We start from the raw sequence: 21,992 nt of genomic DNA, 5'->3' as shown, positions 1-21,992 counted from the left end.
CCCCCAAAGGCAATTAATGAAAAGCAGCGATAAAATTCTCCACAAAATAAAGCGTGAAGGAAAAATTACCGCACGCCAACTGGCCGATGAACTGTCGATCACCAGCATGGGTGCGCGCCAACACCTACAAGCGTTAGAAGATGAAGGCTTATTGAACTACTCTGATATCAAAGTCAAAGTAGGGCGCCCTGCCCGTCACTGGTCTTTAACTCAAAAAGGTCATGATCAATTTATCGATCGCCACCAAGATCTGAGTATTGATATCATCAGCGCGATTGGTCAAGCTTATGGTCCACAAGGGATTGAAAAAGTCACCGCCCAGCGAGAAGAAAAAATTCTCCAGCGCTATCAGCAAGATTTATCCCAATGCTCTAGTACCGAACAAAAGCTGCAAACTTTAGTTCAATTACGAGAGCAAGAAGGCTACATGGCGGAGCTTGAAACTACAGAAGCTGGATATCAACTGATTGAAAACCATTGCCCAATTTGCCATACCGCGAAACAATGCCCAGCGCTGTGTCAGTCGGAGCTTAATATCTTCCAAGCCTTATTAGAAAACGAGTGTAAAGTGGTTCGCCAAGAGCATATTATTGCCGGATCGCACCGTTGCTGTTATCTGATTACCCCACTCAAGGGTGATTAACCTCATCATTAAACGCCTTAATTAGGAACATTATTTTCGTGACTTCATCACCGACTCCTTCGCTTGCTCGTCAACTATTTCAGCAAACCTGGCCGATGCTATTTGGCGTGCTCTCGCTTATGAGCTTTCAATTGGTCGATAGTGCTTTTATCGGTCAGTTGGGGGTTTTACCGCTGGCAGCACAAGGCTTCACCCAACCAATCCAAATGGTCATTATTGGCTTACAAGTGGGGTTAGGGATCGCCACTACCGCTGTGATTTCAAAAGCGCTCGGGCAAAATAATTTTCGCTATGCTAAACAGTTAGGCGGGCTAGTCGTCACTATCGGCAGCGTAGGTATCGCCTTATTTTCCTTAATTATTTACGGCTTACGTAATCCCATTCTCGACTTATTAAGTGCCCCTGAGACCATTCACCCTATCGTAAATAGTTACTGGATTTATTGGCTTCTCAGCGCGTGGTGTGGCGCCTTGCTGTATTTCTTTTATAGCTTATGTCGCGCTAACGGCAATACGATTTTGCCGGGTAGTATGATGATGGTGACCAGTCTGCTCAATATGGCACTCGACCCTCTATTCATCTTTACTTTCGATCTCGGAATCAATGGGGCTGCGATTGCAACATTGCTCTCTTTTTCGATTGGTTTGATCGTGGTGATGCCCAAAGTGTGGGCCAAAGGTTGGATTGAATTTGACTGGAGCGACTTAAATATTCGTCGCAGTATTGGCTCGCTCACTAACATTATGGGGCCGGCAATGGTAAGCCAACTACTGCCACCCGTATCCTCGATGCTTGCCACTAAGTTATTAGCCAGCTTTGGTACTACCGCGGTCGCAGCATGGGCAATCGGCTCTCGTTATGAGTTTTTCGCCATCGTTGGCGTGTTAGCACTGACTATGTCGATGCCACCTATGGTTGGTAGGCTACTAGGTGCGAAGCAATATGACGATATTAAAAAACTCACCACAATTGCGATTCGCTTTATCTTAATATTCCAATTAGCCATCGCGCTTATCACCTTTTTGGCCGCCAATGGTTTAGCGAATTTAATGACCAGCGATCAACAGGTGACCCATATTTTGCATTGGCATCTTACTATCGTGCCGTTAAGTCTTGGTTCGTTAGGTGTGTGTATGTTGATGGTGTCGATATCTAACGCGATTGGTCGTTCTTATTCTGCGTTATGGATTTCGGCGCTGCGCTTATTTGTCTTCTTCTTGCCTTGCTTATGGCTAGGTGCACAGCTCGGAGGCATTGAAGGCTTATTTATCGGTGCTTTGTTGGGGAACTTATTGGCAGGGTTGAATGCTTGGCTGATTTTTCGTAAAAGCTTTAAGCAAATTACCCACAGCTCAAGCGAATAAGCCGAGCTGTAGGTAATAACTGAATGGTAAAGTATTTGAGCTTAAAAGTGAGATTAACTCTTTGTCGGCTCAGGCCCGTAGCGATTATCACCTTGAGTTCCTTTTAGCAGGCCACATTCAACTAGCATCCAAACACCACAAACAATTGCCACTATCGATACCGACGTTTGCATCATTGATGGCTCAAGGGTTTCAGCACCACCAATTGGTGCCATTAAACGGCCAGCAATCAAAGGCACATGCATCAACAGCCACCAGTTCGATTTATTGCGGTCATGCCAACGCTTTGCGGTTACCGCTAGATCTGGCACCAGTAGAGCGGCGCTCATAATAAAAATCGCCACGCCGGTAAAACTACCAAATAGATTTTGTGCCGCAATGCCAATAATAGCGAGCATCACTAGGTAGTAAAATAAATTCCACATCCAAAAACGCTGGCGTCCAATACGACCTTGGAAAGAAAGAAGCCAATGTTTGATTGTCATAACTACAATAACCTTTGAAATTAATTAAAAATTAGTCACTTTTTGAAAGCAACTACGATCCATATCGCGAATATTCACCGTTAAACTAGCCACAAAAGCCGCCTTATTTTGTAACGCTTGCATCAAGGCTTCTGATAACGCTCGTTTTTGTTCATCACTACGCCCATCCAGCAATTCAACCGTAACATGAATAAAACCAACGCTGTCATCCAAATCTCCGATCAGCCAGTGATGGGTTCTTAAAGTTCTCGATTTTACATCCCTAGCCTCAAATAAACCGCTTTTAATGGTCACTTGGTGTAGATCTTCCAATAGTGCTTGCACATTCGCTCGCTCTTCAATTGAATGAGAGTATTCCATCACAACATTTGGCATGTAAATTCCTTAAATTAATAACCGCTCAAATTACTCTATTTTTGATAGTTAGCTCTCATAGAAAGCATTGGTGAGCTAGACTATCATTATTGATCGTTTTGACATGATGAGAATCATGATCTCATCACATTATTCTGTTATATTCTTTGGTAGTTAAAATATTTCGACACTTAAATTAAATGGAGATCATCCTATGCGTCATCCTGTAGTTATGGGTAACTGGAAACTAAACGGCAGCAAAGAAATGGTTGTTGATTTGCTAACTGGTCTAAATGCTGAACTTGAAGGCGTAACAGGCGTCGACGTTGCAGTAGCGCCACCAGCACTATTCATCGATCTTGCTGAGCGTACACTAACTGACGCGGGTAGCGCGATCATTCTTGGTGCTCAAAACACTGACCTGAACAACAGCGGTGCTTTCACTGGTGACATGTCTCCAGCTATGTTGAAAGAATTCGGTGCTTCTCACATCATCATCGGTCACTCTGAGCGTCGTGAATACCACAACGAATCAGACGAGTTTGTTGCTAAGAAATTCGCTTTCCTAAAAGAGAACGGTCTAACACCTGTTCTTTGCATCGGTGAATCTGAAGCACAAAACGAAGCTGGCGAAACTGTTGCAGTATGTGCTCGTCAAATCGACGCAGTAATCAACCTTCTAGGTGTTGATGCTCTTGAAGGCGCAATCATCGCTTACGAACCAATCTGGGCTATCGGTACTGGTAAAGCAGCAACAGCTGATGATGCACAACGCACCCATGCTCAAATCCGTGCTCACATTGCTGAGAAATCAGAAGCAGTTGCGAAAAACGTTGTGATCCAATACGGCGGTTCTGTTAAACCAGAAAACGCAGCAGCTTACTTTGCACAACCAGACATCGACGGTGCTCTAGTTGGTGGTGCAGCACTTGACGCGAAAAGCTTTGCCGCTATCGCTAAAGCCGCTGCTGAAGCAAAAAAAGCATAATCGCTTCTAGCTAAAAAACACCAAAGGTTGGCCTAAGTGCCAGCCTTTTTTTGTTTCGTTTTTCGAGTTTCGAGAGCATAAAAAAACCGCTGACTTTCGCCAACGGTTTTATCAATCAAATTATTACTAACGAATTAGAATAATTCTTCAGCAACTTTATAAAGATCAGTACGAACTGGACGTTTCATGTTTTCAATCGCATCGATAATATCGTGATGAACAAGATCTTCTTTTTGGATACCAACACAACGACCACCATGGCCTTCGACCAATAGGTGAACCGCATAATTACCCATGCGAGAAGCCAGAACACGGTCAAATGCTGTTGGGCGACCACCACGTTGAATGTGGCCAAGTACCGTTGCACGAGTCTCACGACCTGTTGCTTTTTCGATATCTTTCGCTAACTCATCAGCATTCATTTGCAATTCAGTTAAAGCAATAATCGCGTGCTTTTTACCTTTCGCAATACCATCTTTGATGTTTTGAATTAATGCTGGTTTGTCTAAATTATTCTCAGGAGTGATGATGTACTCACAACCACCGGCAATGGCAGACATCAAAGTCAAATCACCACAGTGACGACCCATGATTTCTACAATCGAAATACGTTGGTGTGATGTAGAGGTATCACGTAAACGGTCAATCGCATCAATAACAGTATTTAATGCCGTTAAGTAACCAATGGTGTAGTCAGTACCAGCAATATCGTTATCGATTGTGCCTGGTAGACCAATACATGGGTAACCCATTTCAGTCAGTTTTTTCGCACCCATGTAAGAGCCGTCACCACCGATAACCACTAGCGCTTCAATGCCGTGTGCTTTTAGGTTTTCAATCGCTTTTTCACGAACTGCCACTTCTTTAAACTCAGGGAAGCGTGCAGAACCTAGGAAAGTACCACCACGGTTAATCACATCAGAAACGCTTGAACGATCTAGGTTTTCGATACGACCTTCATAAAGACCAAGGTAGCCATCGTAAATACCACAAACTTCAATACCTTTACTTAGCGCAGTACGTACTACACCACGAATTGCTGCGTTCATGCCTGGTGCATCGCCACCACTTGTTAAAACACCGATCTTCTTAACCATGATCACCCTCTAAAAAAGTAAAAAAACAAATTCTTCTATTCAGTCACACAAACTGGCTATGTTTTTTTCTAGCCTAATACTTTTCGGTGTGACTCAATCCAAATCTTCGTTAACTCACGATTGCTCGACTCTCAAGCAATACGTGTTAACGACAACACAACTCAATAAATACTAAGCATAATATACAAGCTTGACGCTTAGTGATGTTGATTCATATCACTATCAACTGTTTTTTATCTGCCTATAAGATAGACATTAACCATTAAATTGTCTCAATAATAATGAGCTAAGTCACATAATTTTATGTTATTCACCGCATTTCGGCTAATTTAACGGCTGATATTTTGCGTCAGGAACCACTGATATTGGATCTTGGTGAATAAGTACATCTGAATGAGGAAATAATGTTTCTAATTTACCTTCTACTTCATCTGAGATGCGATGCGCTTCAACCAGAGGTAAGTTATCATCAAGCTCAATATGCACTTGAATAAAGCGTACCGGCCCTGACATACGCGTACGTAGATCATGCGCGCCTAGTACCCCTTCTACTGACACACAAGCCAGATGAATCGCTTGGACTTCTTCTTCCGGTAACTGACGATCCAGTAATGATTGCACCGCCTCTTGCGCCATTTGATAAGCGCTATACAGAATGTACAAACCAATCCCCACGGCAAACACCGCATCGGCTTGTTTTAAGCCATACCAACTTAATACCAGCGCAATCATGATCGCGATATTCATAAATAAGTCGGTTTGATAATGCAATGAGTCGGCAGCAATTGCCTGACTACCGGTTTTGCGTACTACGTGTTTTTGAAACAGCACTAGCCCTGAAGTTAACAAGATAGCAAAACCACTGACCCATACCCCAAGCTCTGGCGAGACTAATTCTTGCGGACGGAAAAAACGGTCGACCCCGTTCAACAATAAGAAACACGCTGAACCGGAGATAAACATCGCTTGTGCCAATGCGGCTAATGACTCTGCCTTACCATGACCAAATTGATGCTCGTCATCCGCCGGTTGAGTCGCATAACGCACCACCAATAAGTTAGTCAGTGAAGCGGCCATATCTAATAATGAATCAACCAATGAAGCCAATAGGCTCACTGAGTTGGTTTGCCACCACGCCACCAATTTCACCAGTAGCAAAATAGTCGCGATCACCATGGCTGCCCACGCGGCAGAGTTGACTAATTTAGAATACGTTTTATCCATGTCTGTTTAAGCAACCTATTTTTGATGCATCTACTAAAGCGTCTCTAAACGAGCATACTCGGTAACTAACCACTTAATACCTTCACCATTAAAGGCCACTTGTACTCGGCTTTGTGCGCCGCTGCCTTCAAAATTGATGATGGTACCTTCGCCAAATTTGGCGTGTTTCACTCGCTGACCTAATGAATAGCCGGTGCTGTTAAAGTTTTCTTTGACCGCGGTTGCGCCAAATCGACCCGAGGTCGCCGGGCGACTCACTTGCGCTTTCATGCGGACTTCTTCAACACAGCTTTCTGGAATTTCACGAATAAAACGCGATGGCTTATGGTACTTATCTTGACCATACACTCGGCGCATTTCGGCGTAAGTTATATAAAGTTTTTGCATTGCGCGCGTCATGCCGACATAACACAAGCGACGCTCTTCTTCTAAACGCGCGGCATCTTCGGCCGACATTTGATTAGGGAACATGCCCTCTTCAACGCCCACCATAAACACTAATGGGAACTCCAAACCTTTGGCACTGTGCAGCGTCATTAACTGTACGGCATCGGTAAACTCATCCGCTTGTCCTTCACCGGCTTCTAGTGCAGCGTGCGATAAGAATGCTGACAACATACTCATATCATCGGCTTCTTCCGGCTTTTCAAACTGACGCGCTGCTGTGACCAATTCTTCCAAGTTCTCAATACGTGCTTTGGATTTCTCGCCTTTTTCCATTTCATACATGCTAAATAGACCGGAGGATTTAATCGCATGGTCAAATTGCTCATGTAGTGCTAAATCAAAGGTGTCATCTTCCATCGCATTGATTAACTCAATAAAACGGCTAAACGCGCTAGCCGCACGGCCAGATAATACTTTTTCATCAATTAATTGAACGCCGGCGTGCCATAAGGTAGTGCCACGATCACGCGCCGTCATACGAATGGTTTCTAAGGTTTTATCGCCGAGTCCACGAGTGGGAGTATTCACAATACGCTCAAACGCGGCATCATCATTGCGATTGTTCATCAAACGTAAATAACTCAAGGCATCTTTGATTTCTTGACGTTCGAAGAAGCGCATACCGCCATAAATACGATACGGCAGGCGCGCTTGAATTAACGCTTCTTCCAATACACGAGACTGGGCGTTGTTACGATACAACATGGCACAATCGACTAGAGGCGTACCCTTTTCGTGCCATTCTTTAATTTTATTAACCGCAAAGCGCGCTTCATCTAAATCGTTATAAGCCGAATACAAAGAGATCGGCTCACCGTCATTACCATCGGTCCATAAATCTTTGCCCATGCGCTCAGTATTATTGCTAATAAGCTCATTGGCAGCATTCAGGATGTTTTTGGTCGAGCGGTAATTTTGCTCCAAGCGAATGGTATGTGCGCCGGGAAATTCACGTAAAAACTTTTGAATATTTTCGATTTGCGCGCCACGCCAGCCATAGATTGACTGATCATCATCGCCGACAATCATCACATGCGAATCCGCCCCAGCCATCATGCGTAGCCAAGCGTATTGAATGTTGTTGGTATCTTGAAATTCGTCGACCAAAATGTGCTTAAAGCGCGCTTGATAATGCTCTCTAACATGCACTTTATCACGCAGTAATTCATGGCAACGCAGTAAGATTTCGGCAAAATCGACTAGACCGGCACGGTCACAAGCCTCTTGGTACGCTTGATAAATTTGCAGATAAGTTTTGGCAACTGGGTCGTGATAAGTATCGATATGACTCGGGCGTAAACCTTCATCTTTCTTACCGTTGATCCACCAGCTGGCTTGCTTGGCAGGAAATTGTTTTTCATCGAGGTTTTGCGCTTTGATCAAACGGCGCAACAGGCGAATTTGATCTTCCGAATCTAAGATCTGAAAATCTTCCGGTAACTTCGCATCCATATAATGAGCGCGCAGAATACGGTGACAAATACCGTGGAAAGTACCATTCCACATGCCCGACGATGTACCCATCATCAGCTCTTCAATTCGGCCGCGCATTTCTTTAGCCGCTTTATTGGTAAAGGTCACCGACATGATCGAAAACGGCGATGCTTGTTCTACCGATAATAACCAAGCAATTCGATGGACCAACACGCGGGTTTTACCACTGCCTGCGCCCGCCAATACGAGTAAGTTTTCCAATGGAGCGGCTACCGCTTCACGTTGTCTGTCATTAAGACCGTCGAGTAATAAAGAAGGATCCATCGTTATCTACTGGTTATTTATACATAAAAGCGAGTATACACCAACTTATCACAGGATATTAGGGGGTATGACGAGGTTTCATTCTTACCATTGGCAACTACACTAAAAATAGCCTTTGGATAAAAGGAAATCCTATGAAAGCGAATAAATCTATGGTGACTGCCGCTATCGTTTGGCTGCTGAGCGTATTTTTTAGCATATTATCTGGGGTACTTTTCTTAATCTTCAAACGGGAAGATGCCTTCATCAAGCAACAAGCCAAAGAAGCCCTCAATTGGGGGATTACATTGTGGCTAGCGGTTATCGCAGCATCATTTATTGGTAGCAAACTTCTGTTCACTCTGCTCGGTGCCATTCATTTGGTTTTCTGCTTACTCGGCATGGCTTCTTGCTTAAAAGGCAAAGCTTACCAAGTGCCGATTAATCTACGACTGATTAAATAACCCTGTCATCGTTTTGCAGCTTAAATCCTCAATAATCAAGGCAGGTGCAACCATAAAATATTTTAAAAAATTCAGCGCATTAACAAATTCACAGAACAAAATTGAAATTTAAATGCGCGTCATGGGTTCTTTATTAGTGATGTTTTATTAAGCAAACAGACTAGGTACGTGGTGCGAATGGAAGACTACATAATGCTAATACAACAAAATACATGGATGGCCTTTATTGGCATCGTGTTGTTGTCGTATTTGTTAGAAGACCTGGCGATTGTCACTGCCGCGGTAATGGCAAGCCAAGGTTCGATGTCTTTTGAAGCGGCGTTATTGGCCATCTTTGTAGGTATCGCCAGTGGAGATGCGTTGTTGTATGCCTTTGGAGTATGGGCTAGACGTTGGCGTGCTCTGCGCTACCGTCTATTGGGTATGCCATTATTACGTCAAGCCAGACGCCGATTAAAACATCACGCCATTATCAACATTGTCATCATACGTTTTATTCCCGGCCTACGTAGTGTCAGCTTTACTTTATGTGGTTACTTTCGCATTCCATTCCATCAATTCTTGATTGCGGTGTTATTGGCGACGGCCGCATGGACAGCGTTAGTCTTCGGCATCATTTACCAAGTCGGTAGCACCGAATATTTACAACAACATCCACTGAAATGGTTGCTTGGCCCAATCGCATTAATTTTATTGTGGGGAGTAAACCGTATTGCGGGACGCTCATTTCATCGCAATAAGCAATTTCGTAATAAACAAGGCTCAAATCGCAGCCTGTCCGAACTCTCTCAATCCCATCGCATTTCAAAAGGGAAACTTTAATATGTACGCAACTCCTGAAGATCGAACTGAGACATTAACTAGGCAGCCATCACCAGCGTTACCCAATCAAGGCATGCCGACAATGGATGATTCGGGTAAGGCGGTTTCTCGATTTGAGTTTTGGCCAACTTGGTTTTTCTATACACCAGTGGTTTTACAAAGCTTATGGTATGGAGTGAAATATCGTGATTTTCGTCTGCCTTTAGTCGCCAACCCACACATCAAACTCAGCGGTATGGTCGGTGAATCGAAACAAGAGATTTTAGAACTGGCGGGCGATTACGCCAAACAATGGATCCCGCCTTTTGTTACCTTAACCAAGCAAGCCGAATCAGAGCGTTCATCCTTATCAGCGCAATGGCTAGAAGCCAAACAAGCCATGATTAACGCAGGGTTAGACTACCCAGTGGTTGCCAAGCCAGATCAAGGTTGCCGTGGGGTCGGCGTACAATTGGTGGAATCCGATCAAGAGCTTCAACAATACATCGCCTCTTTCCCAGATCATGCTCGCTACATGCTGCAAAAAAAATCCCTTTATCAAGCCGAAGCTGGGCTGTTTTATATCCGCTACCCCAACCAAGCCAAAGGCAAAGTATTTTCTATTACCCTTAAATATTCACCAGTAGTAGTCGGCACCGGAAAGCACACTCTGCGTCAATTGATTGAACAGGATCCACGCGCCAGTCAGCTTGCGCATTTATATCTACCTCGCCATCAAGATCAGCTCGAACAGGTTTTGGATCATGGCAAACCTTTCCAACTCGCCTTTGCCGGTAGCCATAGTCGTGGCTGCATTTTCAAAAATGGCAACGCTTATATTACCGATGCGCTCGCTGAAAAATTAGACCAGATTTTTGATGACTACCCCGGCTATCACTTTGGTCGTTTGGATGTGAAATTCAAAGACATTGACTCGCTGATGCAAGGCAAGGATTTCGATATTTTAGAAATGAATGGCGCGAGCAGCGAAGCCGGACACATTTGGGACAGTAACACTCCACTCAAAGAGATTTTTTCTACCTTGCTTTATCAATACCGCTGCTTATATGAAATTGGCGCACTGCAACGAAAAGCCGGACATAAAGTGCCTACGTTTCGCGAATTGTTCCGCGCGTTAAAGCAAGAAAAACAATTGATTAAACACTACCCAGCTACTGATTAAAAAAACGGATTAAAAAACGAATCAAGGGCTTTAAGCACACCCAGCTTAAACACTTTACAGAGAGTAAGAAGGTAAGGAATGTCGACATCTATGGCAGCATCACCAGACAATCACAATGCTCACCATCCATTAGTGAGTGCCAACCTTGAAGGGATTGAGCAAGCTCTGCAGCTACTTGGCCAACTTGATAACGCTCAATATATCTATATCGCCACGCCTTATGTGCAAAGCAGCATAGGGGCTCACTTACGCCATATTAATGATATGTACTTTGCCCTGATGAACTATCAACAACAGCAAGGGGTTATCGATTACGATCAACGTCGTCGTGGGGCCTTAGTTGAAACTCAGCGAGAGGTAGGGATTGATGAGTTACAGGCAATTAAGCGTTGGTTGCTCGCGCTAGACGAACAAGACTTAACAACGCCGGTCACCATCAAAAGTGAAACCTCGATTTATCAACAACAAATATGTCAGATGGCTTCTAGTCTAGAGCGAGAGTTGCTGTTTGTGTCGAGCCATACTACGCACCACTTTTCGGTAATGAGAGTCAACGCCGAAGCTTGCCAGATTCAAACCGACGACATTTTTTCTTATGCGCCAGCGACCGCCAGTTATTTAAGGAGTCTATGTTAATGAGGAGTTTAGGCTAATGAGGAGACTAAGCTAATGTGTACCTTAACTTGGCGAGTCACATCGAGTGGCTATCAAATACTGTTTAATCGTGATGAACAGAAAACTCGTTCCATCGCACTACCGCCTCAAGCTTTCAGCAAACAAGATAGCGTGGCGTTAATGCCTATCGACCCAGATGGACAAGGCACTTGGGTGGCCATCAATAATTACGGTTTAAGCCTGTGCTTACTGAATTTTTATCAAGGACAAACCCCAAATTCAGCCAAACAAAGCCGTGGACAACTGGTGCGCCAATTGGCTTATTGTCAAAATTACGCACAAGTCGTTGAGCAATTAACCACCATCAATTGGAGCGACTACCCACCATTTAGCTTATTAATTTTTGATCCTGAAAAGCTGACACCAAATTGCCAGATACCCGCGATTATCTGGGATGGAATTGAAGTGTTACAGCGCGAGCAATCGAGCCCGATCACCTCATCTTCGTTTGAATTTGAGCAAGTGCAAGCTGCGCGAGTGGCACACTTCAACCATCAAGCCAAACATCAAATTAAGCATCAGACGCAGCCTAGCTTCAATCAATTGCGGGACTACCATAAGAGCCATTCGCCACAAGCAGGCGCGCACTCGGTATGCATGCATCGTGATGACGCCCAAACCGTCAGCTTAACCATGATCCATGTCGAAGCTAACCGCATCACCATGGATTACCAACCCGGTTCACCATGTCAGTCTCAAGCGATACATAGTCTGACAGAACCAAGAATCATAAAGACGGAGATACCAGCATGAAAGCTTATTGGAAAACGCTAACATTTGCTCTATTACTCGCTTGCCAGGCTTTGTTTAGCACTCAAGCAATCGCCGCAAGTGACCCAATTTATACTGGCTTTTTCAGCAATAAAGCGCTCGAAGGCTATGACACGGTGGCCTACTTTACCGAAGGTAAAGCGGTGGAAGGCTCAAGTAACTTTAAAGCGAAATACCAAGGTGCAGAATGGTGGTTTACCAGCAAAGAACATCTCGACATGTTTACCGATGATCCTGAGAAATACGCGCCTCAATACGGCGGTTACTGCGCTTGGGCGGTCGGTGAAAAAAATCAATTGGCACCGGGCGATCCACACCAATGGACTATCCATCAAGGAAAGCTATACATCAACTACGACCAAAGCGTGCAAGATACTTGGCTACCTAAAAAAGACAGCTTCATCAAAGCCGCCGATCAAAACTGGCCGACCATTTTGGATTAATCAAAGGGATACGCTGTAAAAAAACTGCAAGATCTAACCAGTAAATTATCTCAATCATGGAACAGATAGTCGTTATCTAGGAGCTCAATATGCAAACTAGTCCTTTTCGTTTACCCAGCGTGACCCCTTTTCGCCTACTCGAGCGCGCGGCAGAAAGAGTCACTGGACTGCACACTTTAGATACCTACTATCAAGAATTGCCAAGAGATCTCGACACTAAAAGCTTCTTACGCCACACCTTAGAAAAGCTCGGCGTGCAATATCAGGTTGCCTCTGGTCACCTTAGTAATATTCCGGCGACAGGGCCTTTAGTGATCGTCGCCAATCACCCACTCGGCGCAGTGGAAGGCGTGATACTGGCAGAAATGTTGTTGCAAGTTCGCCCTGATGTAAAAGTACTGGCCAATCAATTTTTAAAGAGATTGCCGGAACTCGCGCCACTCTTTATTAGTGTCGATGTATTTGAAGGAAAAAATGCCGTTAGTGCCAATATCAAAGCACTACGTGAAGGCTTGAAACACCTACATAATGATGGCGTATTATTGGTATTTCCTGCCGGAGAAGTCTCAAGCTTTGACGAACAAGGTCAACTCAATGACAAACCTTGGAGTCGTTCAGTCGCCAAATTGATCAAACGTAGTAATGCCAACGCGCTTGCCATGCATATCAATGGCCACAATAGTAAATCTTTTTATTGGGCGGGCATGGTTCATCCCTACTTGCGAACTGCCATGCTAGGCCGCGAAATGCTGAATAAAACCAATCAAATGATCGATATTGCAATTGGTGATCTGATTGATCGAAAAGAAATTGATAGCTTATCGAGCGAGCAAGATATCGTTGATTATCTAAGATTAAATACATACTTACTCGCGCCTAGAGCTGAACATCAAGCCCCTAGTTTGCCTCATCAAACACCGGTGATCGCGCCGATCTTACAGGATCGATTGATCTCAGATATTCACGGACTACCAAAGTCAGCCCACTTATTAAACTTTAAAAACTTTGATGTTTATTGTGCCGAGTTTGAAGAAATCCCAAACATCGTCTTGGAAATTGGTCGAATTAGGGAAGCGAACTTTCGCCTAGTTAATGAGGGCACAGGCAAAGAATGTGACCTAGATGAATTTGACCACTACTACCAACACCTATTCATTTGGGATAACGAGGCCCAGCGATTAGTCGGCGCGTATCGACTAGGATTAACCGACCGCATACTGAAAAATAAAGGCGTCAAAGGTTTATACTCTCGCACCCTATTCCAATTTGATGAAACCCTGATCCATCAATTTGGTCACGCGATTGAAATGGGCCGCTCAGTGATCGACTTACCCTACCAACGTAGTCTGACTGCATTACTGTTATTGTGGAAAGGCATTGCCACTTACGCCTACCGCAATCCACAATATACTCACTTATTTGGCCCGGTAAGCATTAGTAGTGAATACAGCCCCACAGCACGTGAATTAATGGTATCGACTCTTGAGATGCATCATTTCGATAAAGACAACGCTACACTAGTCAAAGCCAGTAACCCACTTAAAAAAAGTAAGAAAAGCTTTTGGCGAGCTGACATGTTGTCGTCACTCGCAGATATTCAACTCCTCTCTAAAATCCTCACTCGTTTAGGGCAAAAAAGCATTCCCGTATTGCTAAAACAATACCTCAACCTAAATGGCAAGTTGATCAGCTTTAATGTCGACAAAGACTTTAATGATGCACTTGATGGCTTAATTGTGGTTGATCTACGTAAAGTGCCACAGCGTACTTTGGCGAAATATATGGGGAAAGAGGAAAGCGCGGGGTATTTGAAAAAACATAAGGCGTAACTCGAGCACTCCGTTTCTCGTCGCTCGTTTCTTGGAAAAGACAAAAGCCGATAACAATGACATTTATCGGCTTAGTTAAATCACTACAGCATCATCGAGTTACGAGCAGCGTAGCGCCCAAGAAGCAAAGCGCTCGAGCAACGTTTCCCTACATCCCAAACACCCAAGCGGCCAGTGTGTAACTCAATGCGGTAATAATAAATATACCCATGATATTCAACGCAAAGCCCGCACGGATCATCTCTTTGATTTTAAGCTGACCGGAAGCAAATACGATGCTGTTTGGTGGTGTGGCCACTGGCATCATAAAGGCGCAACTCGCGGCCAGTGCTGCGGGGATGGCTAGCATCATCGGGCCTTCCCCCATCGCAATGGCAATTGGACCTAGTAACGGTAGGAAGCCTGCTGCCGTGGCGGTATTACTGGTGACTTCGGTTAAGAAGATTATTGCCGCGGTGACAATTAACATCACCACAATAATCGGCATGCCGCTCGTTGCACCTAAGCTATCGCCGATAAAGTCCGCTAAACCAGACGATTTAATCTGCGCCGCTAAACTTAAACCACCACCAAACAGTAATAGTACGCCCCAAGGTAGTTTCTTCGTGCTTTCCCAATCGAGAACAAACTCTTGTTTTTTCACGTTCACTGGGATCACGAACAACAATAGAGCAGCAAAAATCGCGATGCTGGTATCGTTAATTGGCAAACCAGTCCATTTCGCAAGCAGTGGACGAATAATCCAACTAACCGCCGCACCAACAAAGATTACCGCAACCCATTTTTCACCTTTGCTTAGCTTACCTAGAGAATGCAATTGCTCTTTCAATAAACCACGCGCATCACCGGTTTGTTCATTCGGTAGCTTATAAGACACCTTAGTGAGCCATACCCAAGCGAGTGTTAACATCACAATCGTCAGTGGTAAACCGACCATCATCCAACGACCAAACCCTAGTTCAATTTGATAAGAGCTCGATAAATATGCAGCAAGCAAAGCATTCGGCGGTGTACCGATTAAAGTGGCAAGCCCGCCAATACTAGCGGAGTACGCGATACCCAATAATAAGGCACTAGCAAACTGAGGGTTTTTATCGCCTTTTTCGCCGCACACCATACCGATAATCGACATACCAATAGGCAGCATCATCACCGCAGTCGCGGTGTTACTCATCCACATCGAAAGAAAAGCCGTCACCAACATTAACCCGCCGACTTGAGACGCCGGCTTATTGCCCACCGCTAACATCGCAATCAAGGCAACACGTTTATGCAGGTTCCATTTTTCCATCGCAATCGACAGCATAAAGCCGCCCAAGAATAAGAAAATTAATGGATTGGCATAGGCTGCGGTGGCGGTTTTAATATCCGCCGTACCGAGTAACGGAGAGAGAATAATCGGTAAAAATGACGTAACTGGAATTGGCGCGGCTTCGGTTACCCACCAAATAGCCATAAAAGTCGCTAAGCCAATCATACGCCAAGCAGGTTCGGTTAAACCTTCAAATGGTGCGGGAAAGATAAGCGTTAAAATAAGAACTAAAGGACCGAGAATTAAACCTACATAACGCGAACCGCCAGGGATTGATTCTTCTTTTGTTAATACTGACATAACTTCGTCACCTTATGATGCGTTTTATACAACTGATTATGCTGCTGTTTTAAATCATATCTTGTTGAAAGAGAACCCCGAAAATAACAGTTCGTGATCAAGGTGTAACTTATTGTTTCATAAATGTGATCACTTTAACCTTTCTTTTGTTGTGGTTAATTTACATACAAAAAAAGCCCAAGTATTCAAACTTGGGCTCCCATTCATTTATTGTCGCTTATCTGTTGTTATTGAAGGTAAGCGTTCAGCATCCAGCTTTCTTTTTCTTGTTGACTGATATAGTCACTCATCAATGAAACGGTACCTTCATCGTCAACATCAGCAGCGGTTTTCACAATTTGACGCTGCTTAGTCAGGAGTACTCGGTAAGCCGATAAAATATTGCCCACCGCTTCAGTACCATTCGATACATTCAAGGTTTCTTCCAGATCTGACATCTCTAAATAACGAGAGAAAGCATGAACCGGCGTTCCACCTAGTGTCAAAATACGCTCAGCAATTTCATCGACTTTCACAACCAAGTCGTTATAAATCTCTTCAAATTTTGCATGTAATTCAAAGAAATCACGACCTTTAATGTTCCAGTGATAACCACGTACATTGGTATAGAGAATTTGGTAATCTGCCAATAGTTGGTTGAGATCATCCACCAATGTTGCCGTTTGTTGTTTGTTCAAACCAATCATATTCTTTTCCATTATCGCCTCTCTTGTCGTGAGTAGTGATTAACATTAACTTTGCTATGGATATAGAATATCCCTCACAGTTAATAAGGGCTAATGGATTGAATATATCGATTTGATAGGTATAAACTATTAACTATTCAGAAATGATTAAACCACCTACTCACTATCTAATAACCCATCGATTGGTTTGCTATGAATTCTTGAGCTTTTAAACATAGCTTTATTACCAGTTTCTTCTTCAGCCCAAAAATTAATATTAAATTGAGCATCATCACTGAGTTCAACACGATGCCAATATTGAGGTGGACTTGTGGCAAACGAACCGGCATTAATCACCACCACTTGTTCTGGCTCAGTGGCTTCTTCATTTGCAAACCCATAGAAAGTAACCGTTCCTTGCATGACACAGATCTGCCCAAACACACCTTCTGCGGTATTGTGATGAGTCAGTAACGCTTTAGGTATATTATCTTTAGTAAAAAAGTGAGTAGAACGTCGGATTTTCCAATGTTTTGGAATGACTAAATGGCTCATATATTCCCCTTAGGTACCTATTAATATCATGGTAGGTATCGCAGTTTAGTGAACGTATTTTATTGAGTATGGCAATACTATCACTTTAATCCTAGGCGCCTGGCTAGTCGATGCAAATTACCACTGTCTATTTTCAACTCACGAGCCGTAGCTGACCAGTTCTGCTGATTATTGTTTAGTGCATCCATGATCACTTGCGCTTGAAATGTTTCAGTCACTGCTTTTAGACCCAAGGTGTAGTCCTTAGCTATATCAGAATTAACGGTATCCGCTAGCTGATTTTGATTTTCAATACCTTGTGGTGAGGTGGATTCTGCTTGTATCAATTCAAAATGATGAGGCTGTAAACTAATCGGGCTAGACTGATTATTTTCTGTTTTTGCTAATACGGCCGCACGGTGGATAGCATGCTCAAGCTGACGAATATTACCCGGCCAACTATATTGCCCCAATAACTGCAAAGCCGCAGGGGAGATACTTAGGTGATTCAAATTCAGTTTGTGTTTGCACTTTTCAATAAAAAAGCCACTCAACAAGGTAATATCCCCAGTTCGCTCTCTAAGCGCCGGAACATGGATAGGAAAAACACTCAAGCGGTGATATAAATCCGCCCGAAACTTGCCGTTCACTACATCTTGATGCAAGTCTCGATTGGTTGCTGCCACAATGCGGGTATTCACTTTAAGCACACTGTCATCGCCGACTCGCTGCAAATCGCCATATTGCAATACTCGCAATAATTTGGATTGCAGTCCTAAAGGCAACTCCCCCACCTCATCTAAAAATAGCGTGCCATTATCGGCTAATTCAAACTTGCCTTTACGGTGACTAATCGCGCCAGTAAAGGCCCCTTTTACATGGCCAAACAACTCACTTTCCGCCACTGATTCAGGTAAAGCCGCACAGTTTAAATACACCAAATTTTGCTTGGCACGATTCGATTGATTATGAATAGCGGTCGCGACAAGCTCTTTACCAACCCCCGTTTCTCCCATAATCAAAACCGAGAGGTCGGTATTCGCCACCGCTTGGATCTGCATCCTTAAATCCATCATCGCGCCCGACTGACCAACCATCTCCTCAGTTAAATTCATTTCTTTGGTGATATGAGAATCCGCATCACTGGTATTCACCACCTGTGATTCCAATTGCTTCACTAATAAGGAGGTATGTAAGCTCGCGGCTGCCAGCGCACTAATGGTTCGTAAGTCACCATCAGTGAAAGTGTCAAACTGATGAGCATCAAAACCATCAATCGTCAGCGCCCCAATCAAATGGCCATGTGCAATTAGCGGTAATCCAACACAGGCATGGACGTGTAACTTATCCCCTTTATTTGGGATCAGCCCATCATAAGGGTCAGCAATATCACTATCGGCAGGAAAACGAACCACATCCCCCGCTCGTGCAATCGCTTCTAAACGAGGATGTTCATCAAGATTAAATCGTCGCCCCATCACCTCATCATATAAACCATCAATCGCTAATGGCACAAACTGTTGATTTCGATAAGCAAGCAATGCCGCTGCATCACAATTTAAAATATTCCTTAATACTTCTAGAAGACGATCAAAACGGTCTTGATTGGAAATTCCTAGCGTCAAATCAAGCGCGAGTTGCGTTATTTGTGAATGAAACTTCTGCATTTGCCTGCTCTCTTTAATTTTCTTACTTTCTTTAATCGCCATGTCAATATGACACATAAAATGTCTTTTTGACACAAAACAAATACTGTCATTATGACAATGAAAACAACCTTAAAAACATAAACACTTGAAAAGTAATGCATTTAAAAGTTGGCACGCATGCTGCATTAGTATGAGTAAGAAATTTATTCATTTACTTTTTATCCAAATTTAGAATTCATACTTAGGAGTCGTTTTATGTCTATTCATGTTAAAAATAATATCCACTGGGTTGGCCAACGTGATTGGGAAGTACAAAATTTCCATGGTACAGAATATAAAATCACACGTGGCACCAGTTATAACAGCTACCTAATTAAAGAAGAAAAAACCGTTTTAATCGATACCGTCGATCATCGTTTTAGCCAGCAGTTTGTCCAAAACTTAGAAATGGAAATTGATCTTAACCAGATTGACTACATCGTTATCAACCATGCTGAAGAAGATCATGCCGGGGCTTTAGGCGCGCTATTAGCCAAAATCCCTAACACGCCAATTTATTGTACTGAGAATGCCGTTGATTCGATTACCGGTCACCACCACCAGCCTGATTGGAACTTTAATGTAGTTAAAACCGGAGACAGCATCGATTTAGGCAATGGCAAAGCACTTGTATTTGTCGAATCTCCAATGCTGCATTGGCCAGATAGCATGATGACTTATATGACCGGAGATGCCGTGCTATTTAGTAACGATGCATTTGGTCAGCACTACTGTGATGAACATCTATTTAATGATGAAGTCGATCAGGTTGAGCTTTATGAGCAATGTTTACGTTATTACGCCAACATTCTGACACCATTTAGCCCATTAGTGACCTCTAAAATCAAAGAGGTGCTTAGCCTAGAGCTACCCGTTGATATGATCGCAACCGCTCACGGTATTGTATGGCGCGATAACCCAACTCAAATTATTCACCAATACCTAGAGTGGGCTGATAACTATCAGGAAGATCGCATCACTTTATTTTATGACTCAATGTCGAACAACACACGCATGATGGCTGATGCTATTGCTCAAGGCATTAATGATGTAGATCCGAATGTGGCGGTGAAAGTGTTTAACGTCTCTTTGCACGATAAAAATGAAATCTTATCTAATGTATTCCGTTCAAAAGGTATCTTGGTTGGCTCTTCTACCATGAACAACGTCATGATGCCTAAAGTCGCTGGCATGCTAGAAGAAATCACAGGATTACGCTTTAAGAATAAAAAAGCGGCGGCATTTGGTAGCTATGGCTGGAATGGCGGTGCAGTTGACCGTATCCACACCCGCTTGATGGACTGTGGCTTTGAAACCGCAATTAGCAAGAAAACCAAATGGCGCCCTGATGGCAAAGCTATGAAAGAGTGTCGTGATTATGGCCGTCAAATAGCAAAAGAATGGGCACTGCATGATCTATCCAATGTGAGTCATTCTGCGCCTAAGAACGTCACCAATATCATGACAAATAAAGCGGTTGCTCAACCGGTTAATCCTACTCAAGCTGCCAATGTGATTGAAGCTACAAATGAGCCTGCAATCGAACCGACTACTGTCGAGTCAGTGAATTGCACAAATTCGTCAGCCGAAGATCAGCAAGCGATGTTATGCACCGTTTGCCAATGGATCTATGAGCCTGAACTCGGTGAGCCCAACCAAGGCGTTGAACCTGGAACCGCTTGGGGACAAGTACCTGAAGACTTCTTATGCCCTGAATGTGGTATTGGTAAAGAAGTGTTTGAACCTTGCGCCAGCACATTAGGCAACAATATCGACAAAGATAACCAATCTCAGGTGGCGTAATGAGTAATCCAATTATGATCATAGGCAGTGGTTTCGCTGCCTATCAATTAGTGAAGGCATTACGCCGTTCAGATAAACAAACCCCAATTACAGTGATTACCGCTGATGATGGGCATGACTACAATAAGCCCGATCTTAGTCATGTATTTACCAACAAACACAATGCCGATGCGCTTATCCGCCAAGCTGCAAATAGCTTCGCTCAAGATAATGAGATCACAATCTATACCCAAACCAAAGTGGAAACGATTGATCGCCATGCACAAAACGTAACAACAACCAAAGGGGATGTGCTTAGCTATTCCAAACTGGTCTTGGCGACCGGCGCTTCAACTTTCATTCCAGCGATGAATGGCTCAGCGGTTAAAGAGGTGATAACACTCAATAGCCGTATCGAGTATCAAGCAGCGCAGCATAAACTGGACCAAGCAGAGCATGTACTCATTATTGGTGCGGGCTTAATTGGCACTGAACTGGCGATGGATCTTTCAACATCAGGTAAAACCGTGTCGGTTGTTGACCCTTGCGACAGCGTCATGCAAACCATGTTACCAGACGCTATTTCTGCGCCGTTACAGAAAAAGTTAATCCAAGGTGGCGTGAAGTTACATTTAAATAATACCGTGCAAGCACTCGAACAAACGGAGTTTGGCATAGAGGTTATTCTCAATTCTGGTGAACAATTTCTTGTCGATAGTGTTATTTCAGCTTCAGGACTCAAGCCCAATATCCAACTAGCACAACAGACTGGTTTAACGGTAGATAAAGGCATCGTAGTCAATCGTCAATTACAAACATCTGATTCTAATATCTATGCACTTGGTGATTGTGCTCAAATTGAGAACAAAGTCCTCTCATATCTACAGCCAACCTTATTAAGCGCCAACGTATTAGCTAAAGTCTTATTACAATCCAATAGCTTATTACAAACAGCAGGCCCAGCCGCAACGTTAAAATTGCCGGCCATGCTGATAAAAGTAAAAACGCCTAATTTGCCTATTCAATTAGCCGGGCAAACTGGTCAATCCGTACCAAAGTGGTCGATTGAATTAGATCAGGAAGGCATCACCGCCCGTGCATTTGATGACAATGATGAACTAGTGGGCTTTGTCACCACACAAAACCACATGAGTAATGCGTTGAAAATGCTCAAAACATTACCAGCATTAGTGTAGGTAGAGCGAG

Annotated in this window: 21 protein-coding genes; 12 read left to right on the top strand and 9 right to left on the bottom strand. The window is 43.6% G+C overall.

Annotated features, from left to right (window positions below; translation table 11 throughout):
- Positions 1-16 precede the first annotated feature (16 nt).
- Together L3V25_RS05170 and L3V25_RS05165 are read left to right on the top strand one after the other, a co-directional pair.
- A complete protein-coding gene (locus L3V25_RS05170; protein ID WP_237294431.1) occupies positions 17-643 on the top strand; it encodes a metalloregulator ArsR/SmtB family transcription factor in 627 nt (208 codons plus the stop codon).
- Between the two features lie 29 nt (positions 644-672).
- On the top strand, positions 673-2,007 hold the full coding sequence (locus L3V25_RS05165; RefSeq protein WP_346656331.1) for an MATE family efflux transporter: 1,335 nt from the start codon (positions 673-675) through the stop codon (positions 2,005-2,007).
- Between the two features lie 53 nt (positions 2,008-2,060).
- Here L3V25_RS05165 and L3V25_RS05160 read toward each other — a convergent pair whose 3' ends face one another.
- Both L3V25_RS05160 and L3V25_RS05155 read right to left on the bottom strand, forming a co-directional pair.
- Positions 2,061-2,492: a DUF805 domain-containing protein gene (locus L3V25_RS05160; protein ID WP_237294430.1), complete on the bottom strand. Its 432-nt coding sequence runs from the start codon at positions 2,490-2,492 to the stop codon at positions 2,061-2,063.
- Positions 2,493-2,516: 24 nt separating this feature from the next.
- Positions 2,517-2,867 (bottom strand): 5-carboxymethyl-2-hydroxymuconate isomerase, encoded by a 351-nt coding sequence (locus L3V25_RS05155; protein ID WP_237294429.1) that lies wholly within the window; start codon positions 2,865-2,867, stop codon positions 2,517-2,519.
- A 193-nt stretch (positions 2,868-3,060) separates the two neighbouring features.
- Between L3V25_RS05155 and tpiA the strand changes: the two genes are divergently transcribed.
- Positions 3,061-3,834 carry a triose-phosphate isomerase gene (gene tpiA / locus L3V25_RS05150; protein ID WP_237294428.1) on the top strand — a complete coding sequence of 258 codons (774 nt, stop codon included), beginning with the start codon at positions 3,061-3,063 and terminating at the stop codon, positions 3,832-3,834.
- 134 nt (positions 3,835-3,968) lie between these two features.
- Here tpiA and pfkA read toward each other — a convergent pair whose 3' ends face one another.
- From pfkA to uvrD, 3 genes are all read right to left on the bottom strand, one after another.
- Positions 3,969-4,931: a 6-phosphofructokinase gene (pfkA, locus tag L3V25_RS05145; protein WP_237294427.1), complete on the bottom strand. Its 963-nt coding sequence runs from the start codon at positions 4,929-4,931 to the stop codon at positions 3,969-3,971.
- A 324-nt stretch (positions 4,932-5,255) separates the two neighbouring features.
- The gene (fieF, locus tag L3V25_RS05140) at positions 5,256-6,155 is read right to left on the bottom strand and encodes a CDF family cation-efflux transporter FieF (RefSeq protein ID WP_237294426.1); all 900 of its coding nucleotides are present in this window, start codon (positions 6,153-6,155) and stop codon (positions 5,256-5,258) included.
- 33 nt (positions 6,156-6,188) lie between these two features.
- The gene (uvrD, locus tag L3V25_RS05135; RefSeq protein ID WP_237294425.1) at positions 6,189-8,360 is read right to left on the bottom strand and encodes a DNA helicase II; all 2,172 of its coding nucleotides are present in this window, start codon (positions 8,358-8,360) and stop codon (positions 6,189-6,191) included.
- A gap of 134 nt (positions 8,361-8,494) precedes the next feature.
- Here uvrD and L3V25_RS05130 point away from each other — a divergent pair, with 134 nt between their 5' ends.
- The 7 genes from L3V25_RS05130 (at position 8,495) to L3V25_RS05100 (ending at position 14,505) form a co-directional block, all read left to right on the top strand.
- On the top strand, positions 8,495-8,803 hold the full coding sequence (locus tag L3V25_RS05130; protein ID WP_237294424.1) for a DUF4870 domain-containing protein: 309 nt from the start codon (positions 8,495-8,497) through the stop codon (positions 8,801-8,803).
- A gap of 192 nt (positions 8,804-8,995) precedes the next feature.
- Complete coding sequence (locus tag L3V25_RS05125) at positions 8,996-9,625, top strand: VTT domain-containing protein (RefSeq protein WP_237294423.1); 630 nt, start codon at positions 8,996-8,998, stop codon at positions 9,623-9,625.
- Position 9,626: 1 nt separating this feature from the next.
- Positions 9,627-10,787 carry a D-alanine--D-alanine ligase gene (locus tag L3V25_RS05120; protein WP_237294422.1) on the top strand — a complete coding sequence of 387 codons (1,161 nt, stop codon included), beginning with the start codon at positions 9,627-9,629 and terminating at the stop codon, positions 10,785-10,787.
- A gap of 78 nt (positions 10,788-10,865) precedes the next feature.
- Complete coding sequence (locus tag L3V25_RS05115; protein ID WP_237294421.1) at positions 10,866-11,423, top strand: DinB family protein; 558 nt, start codon at positions 10,866-10,868, stop codon at positions 11,421-11,423.
- 33 nt (positions 11,424-11,456) lie between these two features.
- Entirely contained in the window at positions 11,457-12,215 is a 759-nt protein-coding gene (locus L3V25_RS05110; protein WP_237294420.1) for an NRDE family protein, read from the top strand.
- Complete coding sequence (locus L3V25_RS05105; RefSeq protein WP_237294419.1) at positions 12,212-12,676, top strand: YHS domain-containing (seleno)protein; 465 nt, start codon at positions 12,212-12,214, stop codon at positions 12,674-12,676. Before L3V25_RS05110 ends, L3V25_RS05105 begins: the two co-directional genes overlap by 4 nt.
- A gap of 89 nt (positions 12,677-12,765) precedes the next feature.
- Entirely contained in the window at positions 12,766-14,505 is a 1,740-nt protein-coding gene (locus L3V25_RS05100) for a GNAT family N-acyltransferase (protein WP_237294418.1), read from the top strand.
- Positions 14,506-14,653: 148 nt separating this feature from the next.
- On the opposite strand, the gene L3V25_RS05095 is transcribed toward L3V25_RS05100, so the two are convergent.
- The 4 genes from L3V25_RS05095 to norR form a co-directional block, all read right to left on the bottom strand.
- Positions 14,654-16,117, bottom strand: a complete 1,464-nt coding sequence (locus L3V25_RS05095) for a DASS family sodium-coupled anion symporter (RefSeq protein ID WP_237294417.1) — start codon at positions 16,115-16,117, stop codon at positions 14,654-14,656.
- A gap of 227 nt (positions 16,118-16,344) precedes the next feature.
- The gene (locus L3V25_RS05090; protein ID WP_237294416.1) at positions 16,345-16,815 is read right to left on the bottom strand and encodes a Dps family protein; all 471 of its coding nucleotides are present in this window, start codon (positions 16,813-16,815) and stop codon (positions 16,345-16,347) included.
- 144 nt (positions 16,816-16,959) lie between these two features.
- Positions 16,960-17,337 carry a DUF1971 domain-containing protein gene (locus L3V25_RS05085; RefSeq protein ID WP_237294415.1) on the bottom strand — a complete coding sequence of 126 codons (378 nt, stop codon included), beginning with the start codon at positions 17,335-17,337 and terminating at the stop codon, positions 16,960-16,962.
- An 80-nt stretch (positions 17,338-17,417) separates the two neighbouring features.
- Positions 17,418-18,983, bottom strand: a complete 1,566-nt coding sequence (gene norR, locus L3V25_RS05080) for a nitric oxide reductase transcriptional regulator NorR (protein ID WP_237294959.1) — start codon at positions 18,981-18,983, stop codon at positions 17,418-17,420.
- Between the two features lie 237 nt (positions 18,984-19,220).
- Here norR and norV point away from each other — a divergent pair, with 237 nt between their 5' ends.
- Both norV and norW read left to right on the top strand, forming a co-directional pair.
- The gene (gene norV / locus L3V25_RS05075; RefSeq protein WP_237294414.1) at positions 19,221-20,807 is read left to right on the top strand and encodes an anaerobic nitric oxide reductase flavorubredoxin; all 1,587 of its coding nucleotides are present in this window, start codon (positions 19,221-19,223) and stop codon (positions 20,805-20,807) included.
- On the top strand, positions 20,807-21,982 hold the full coding sequence (norW, locus tag L3V25_RS05070; protein ID WP_237294413.1) for an NADH:flavorubredoxin reductase NorW: 1,176 nt from the start codon (positions 20,807-20,809) through the stop codon (positions 21,980-21,982). The genes norV and norW overlap by 1 nt, the downstream gene beginning before the upstream one ends.
- Positions 21,983-21,992: the final 10 nt, after the last annotated feature.

The sequence above is a fragment of the Vibrio sp. CK2-1 genome, from assembly GCF_021726515.1.
Classification (GTDB): Bacteria; Pseudomonadota; Gammaproteobacteria; order Enterobacterales; family Vibrionaceae; genus Vibrio.
This window is presented reverse-complemented; position numbering and strand designations above follow the sequence as displayed.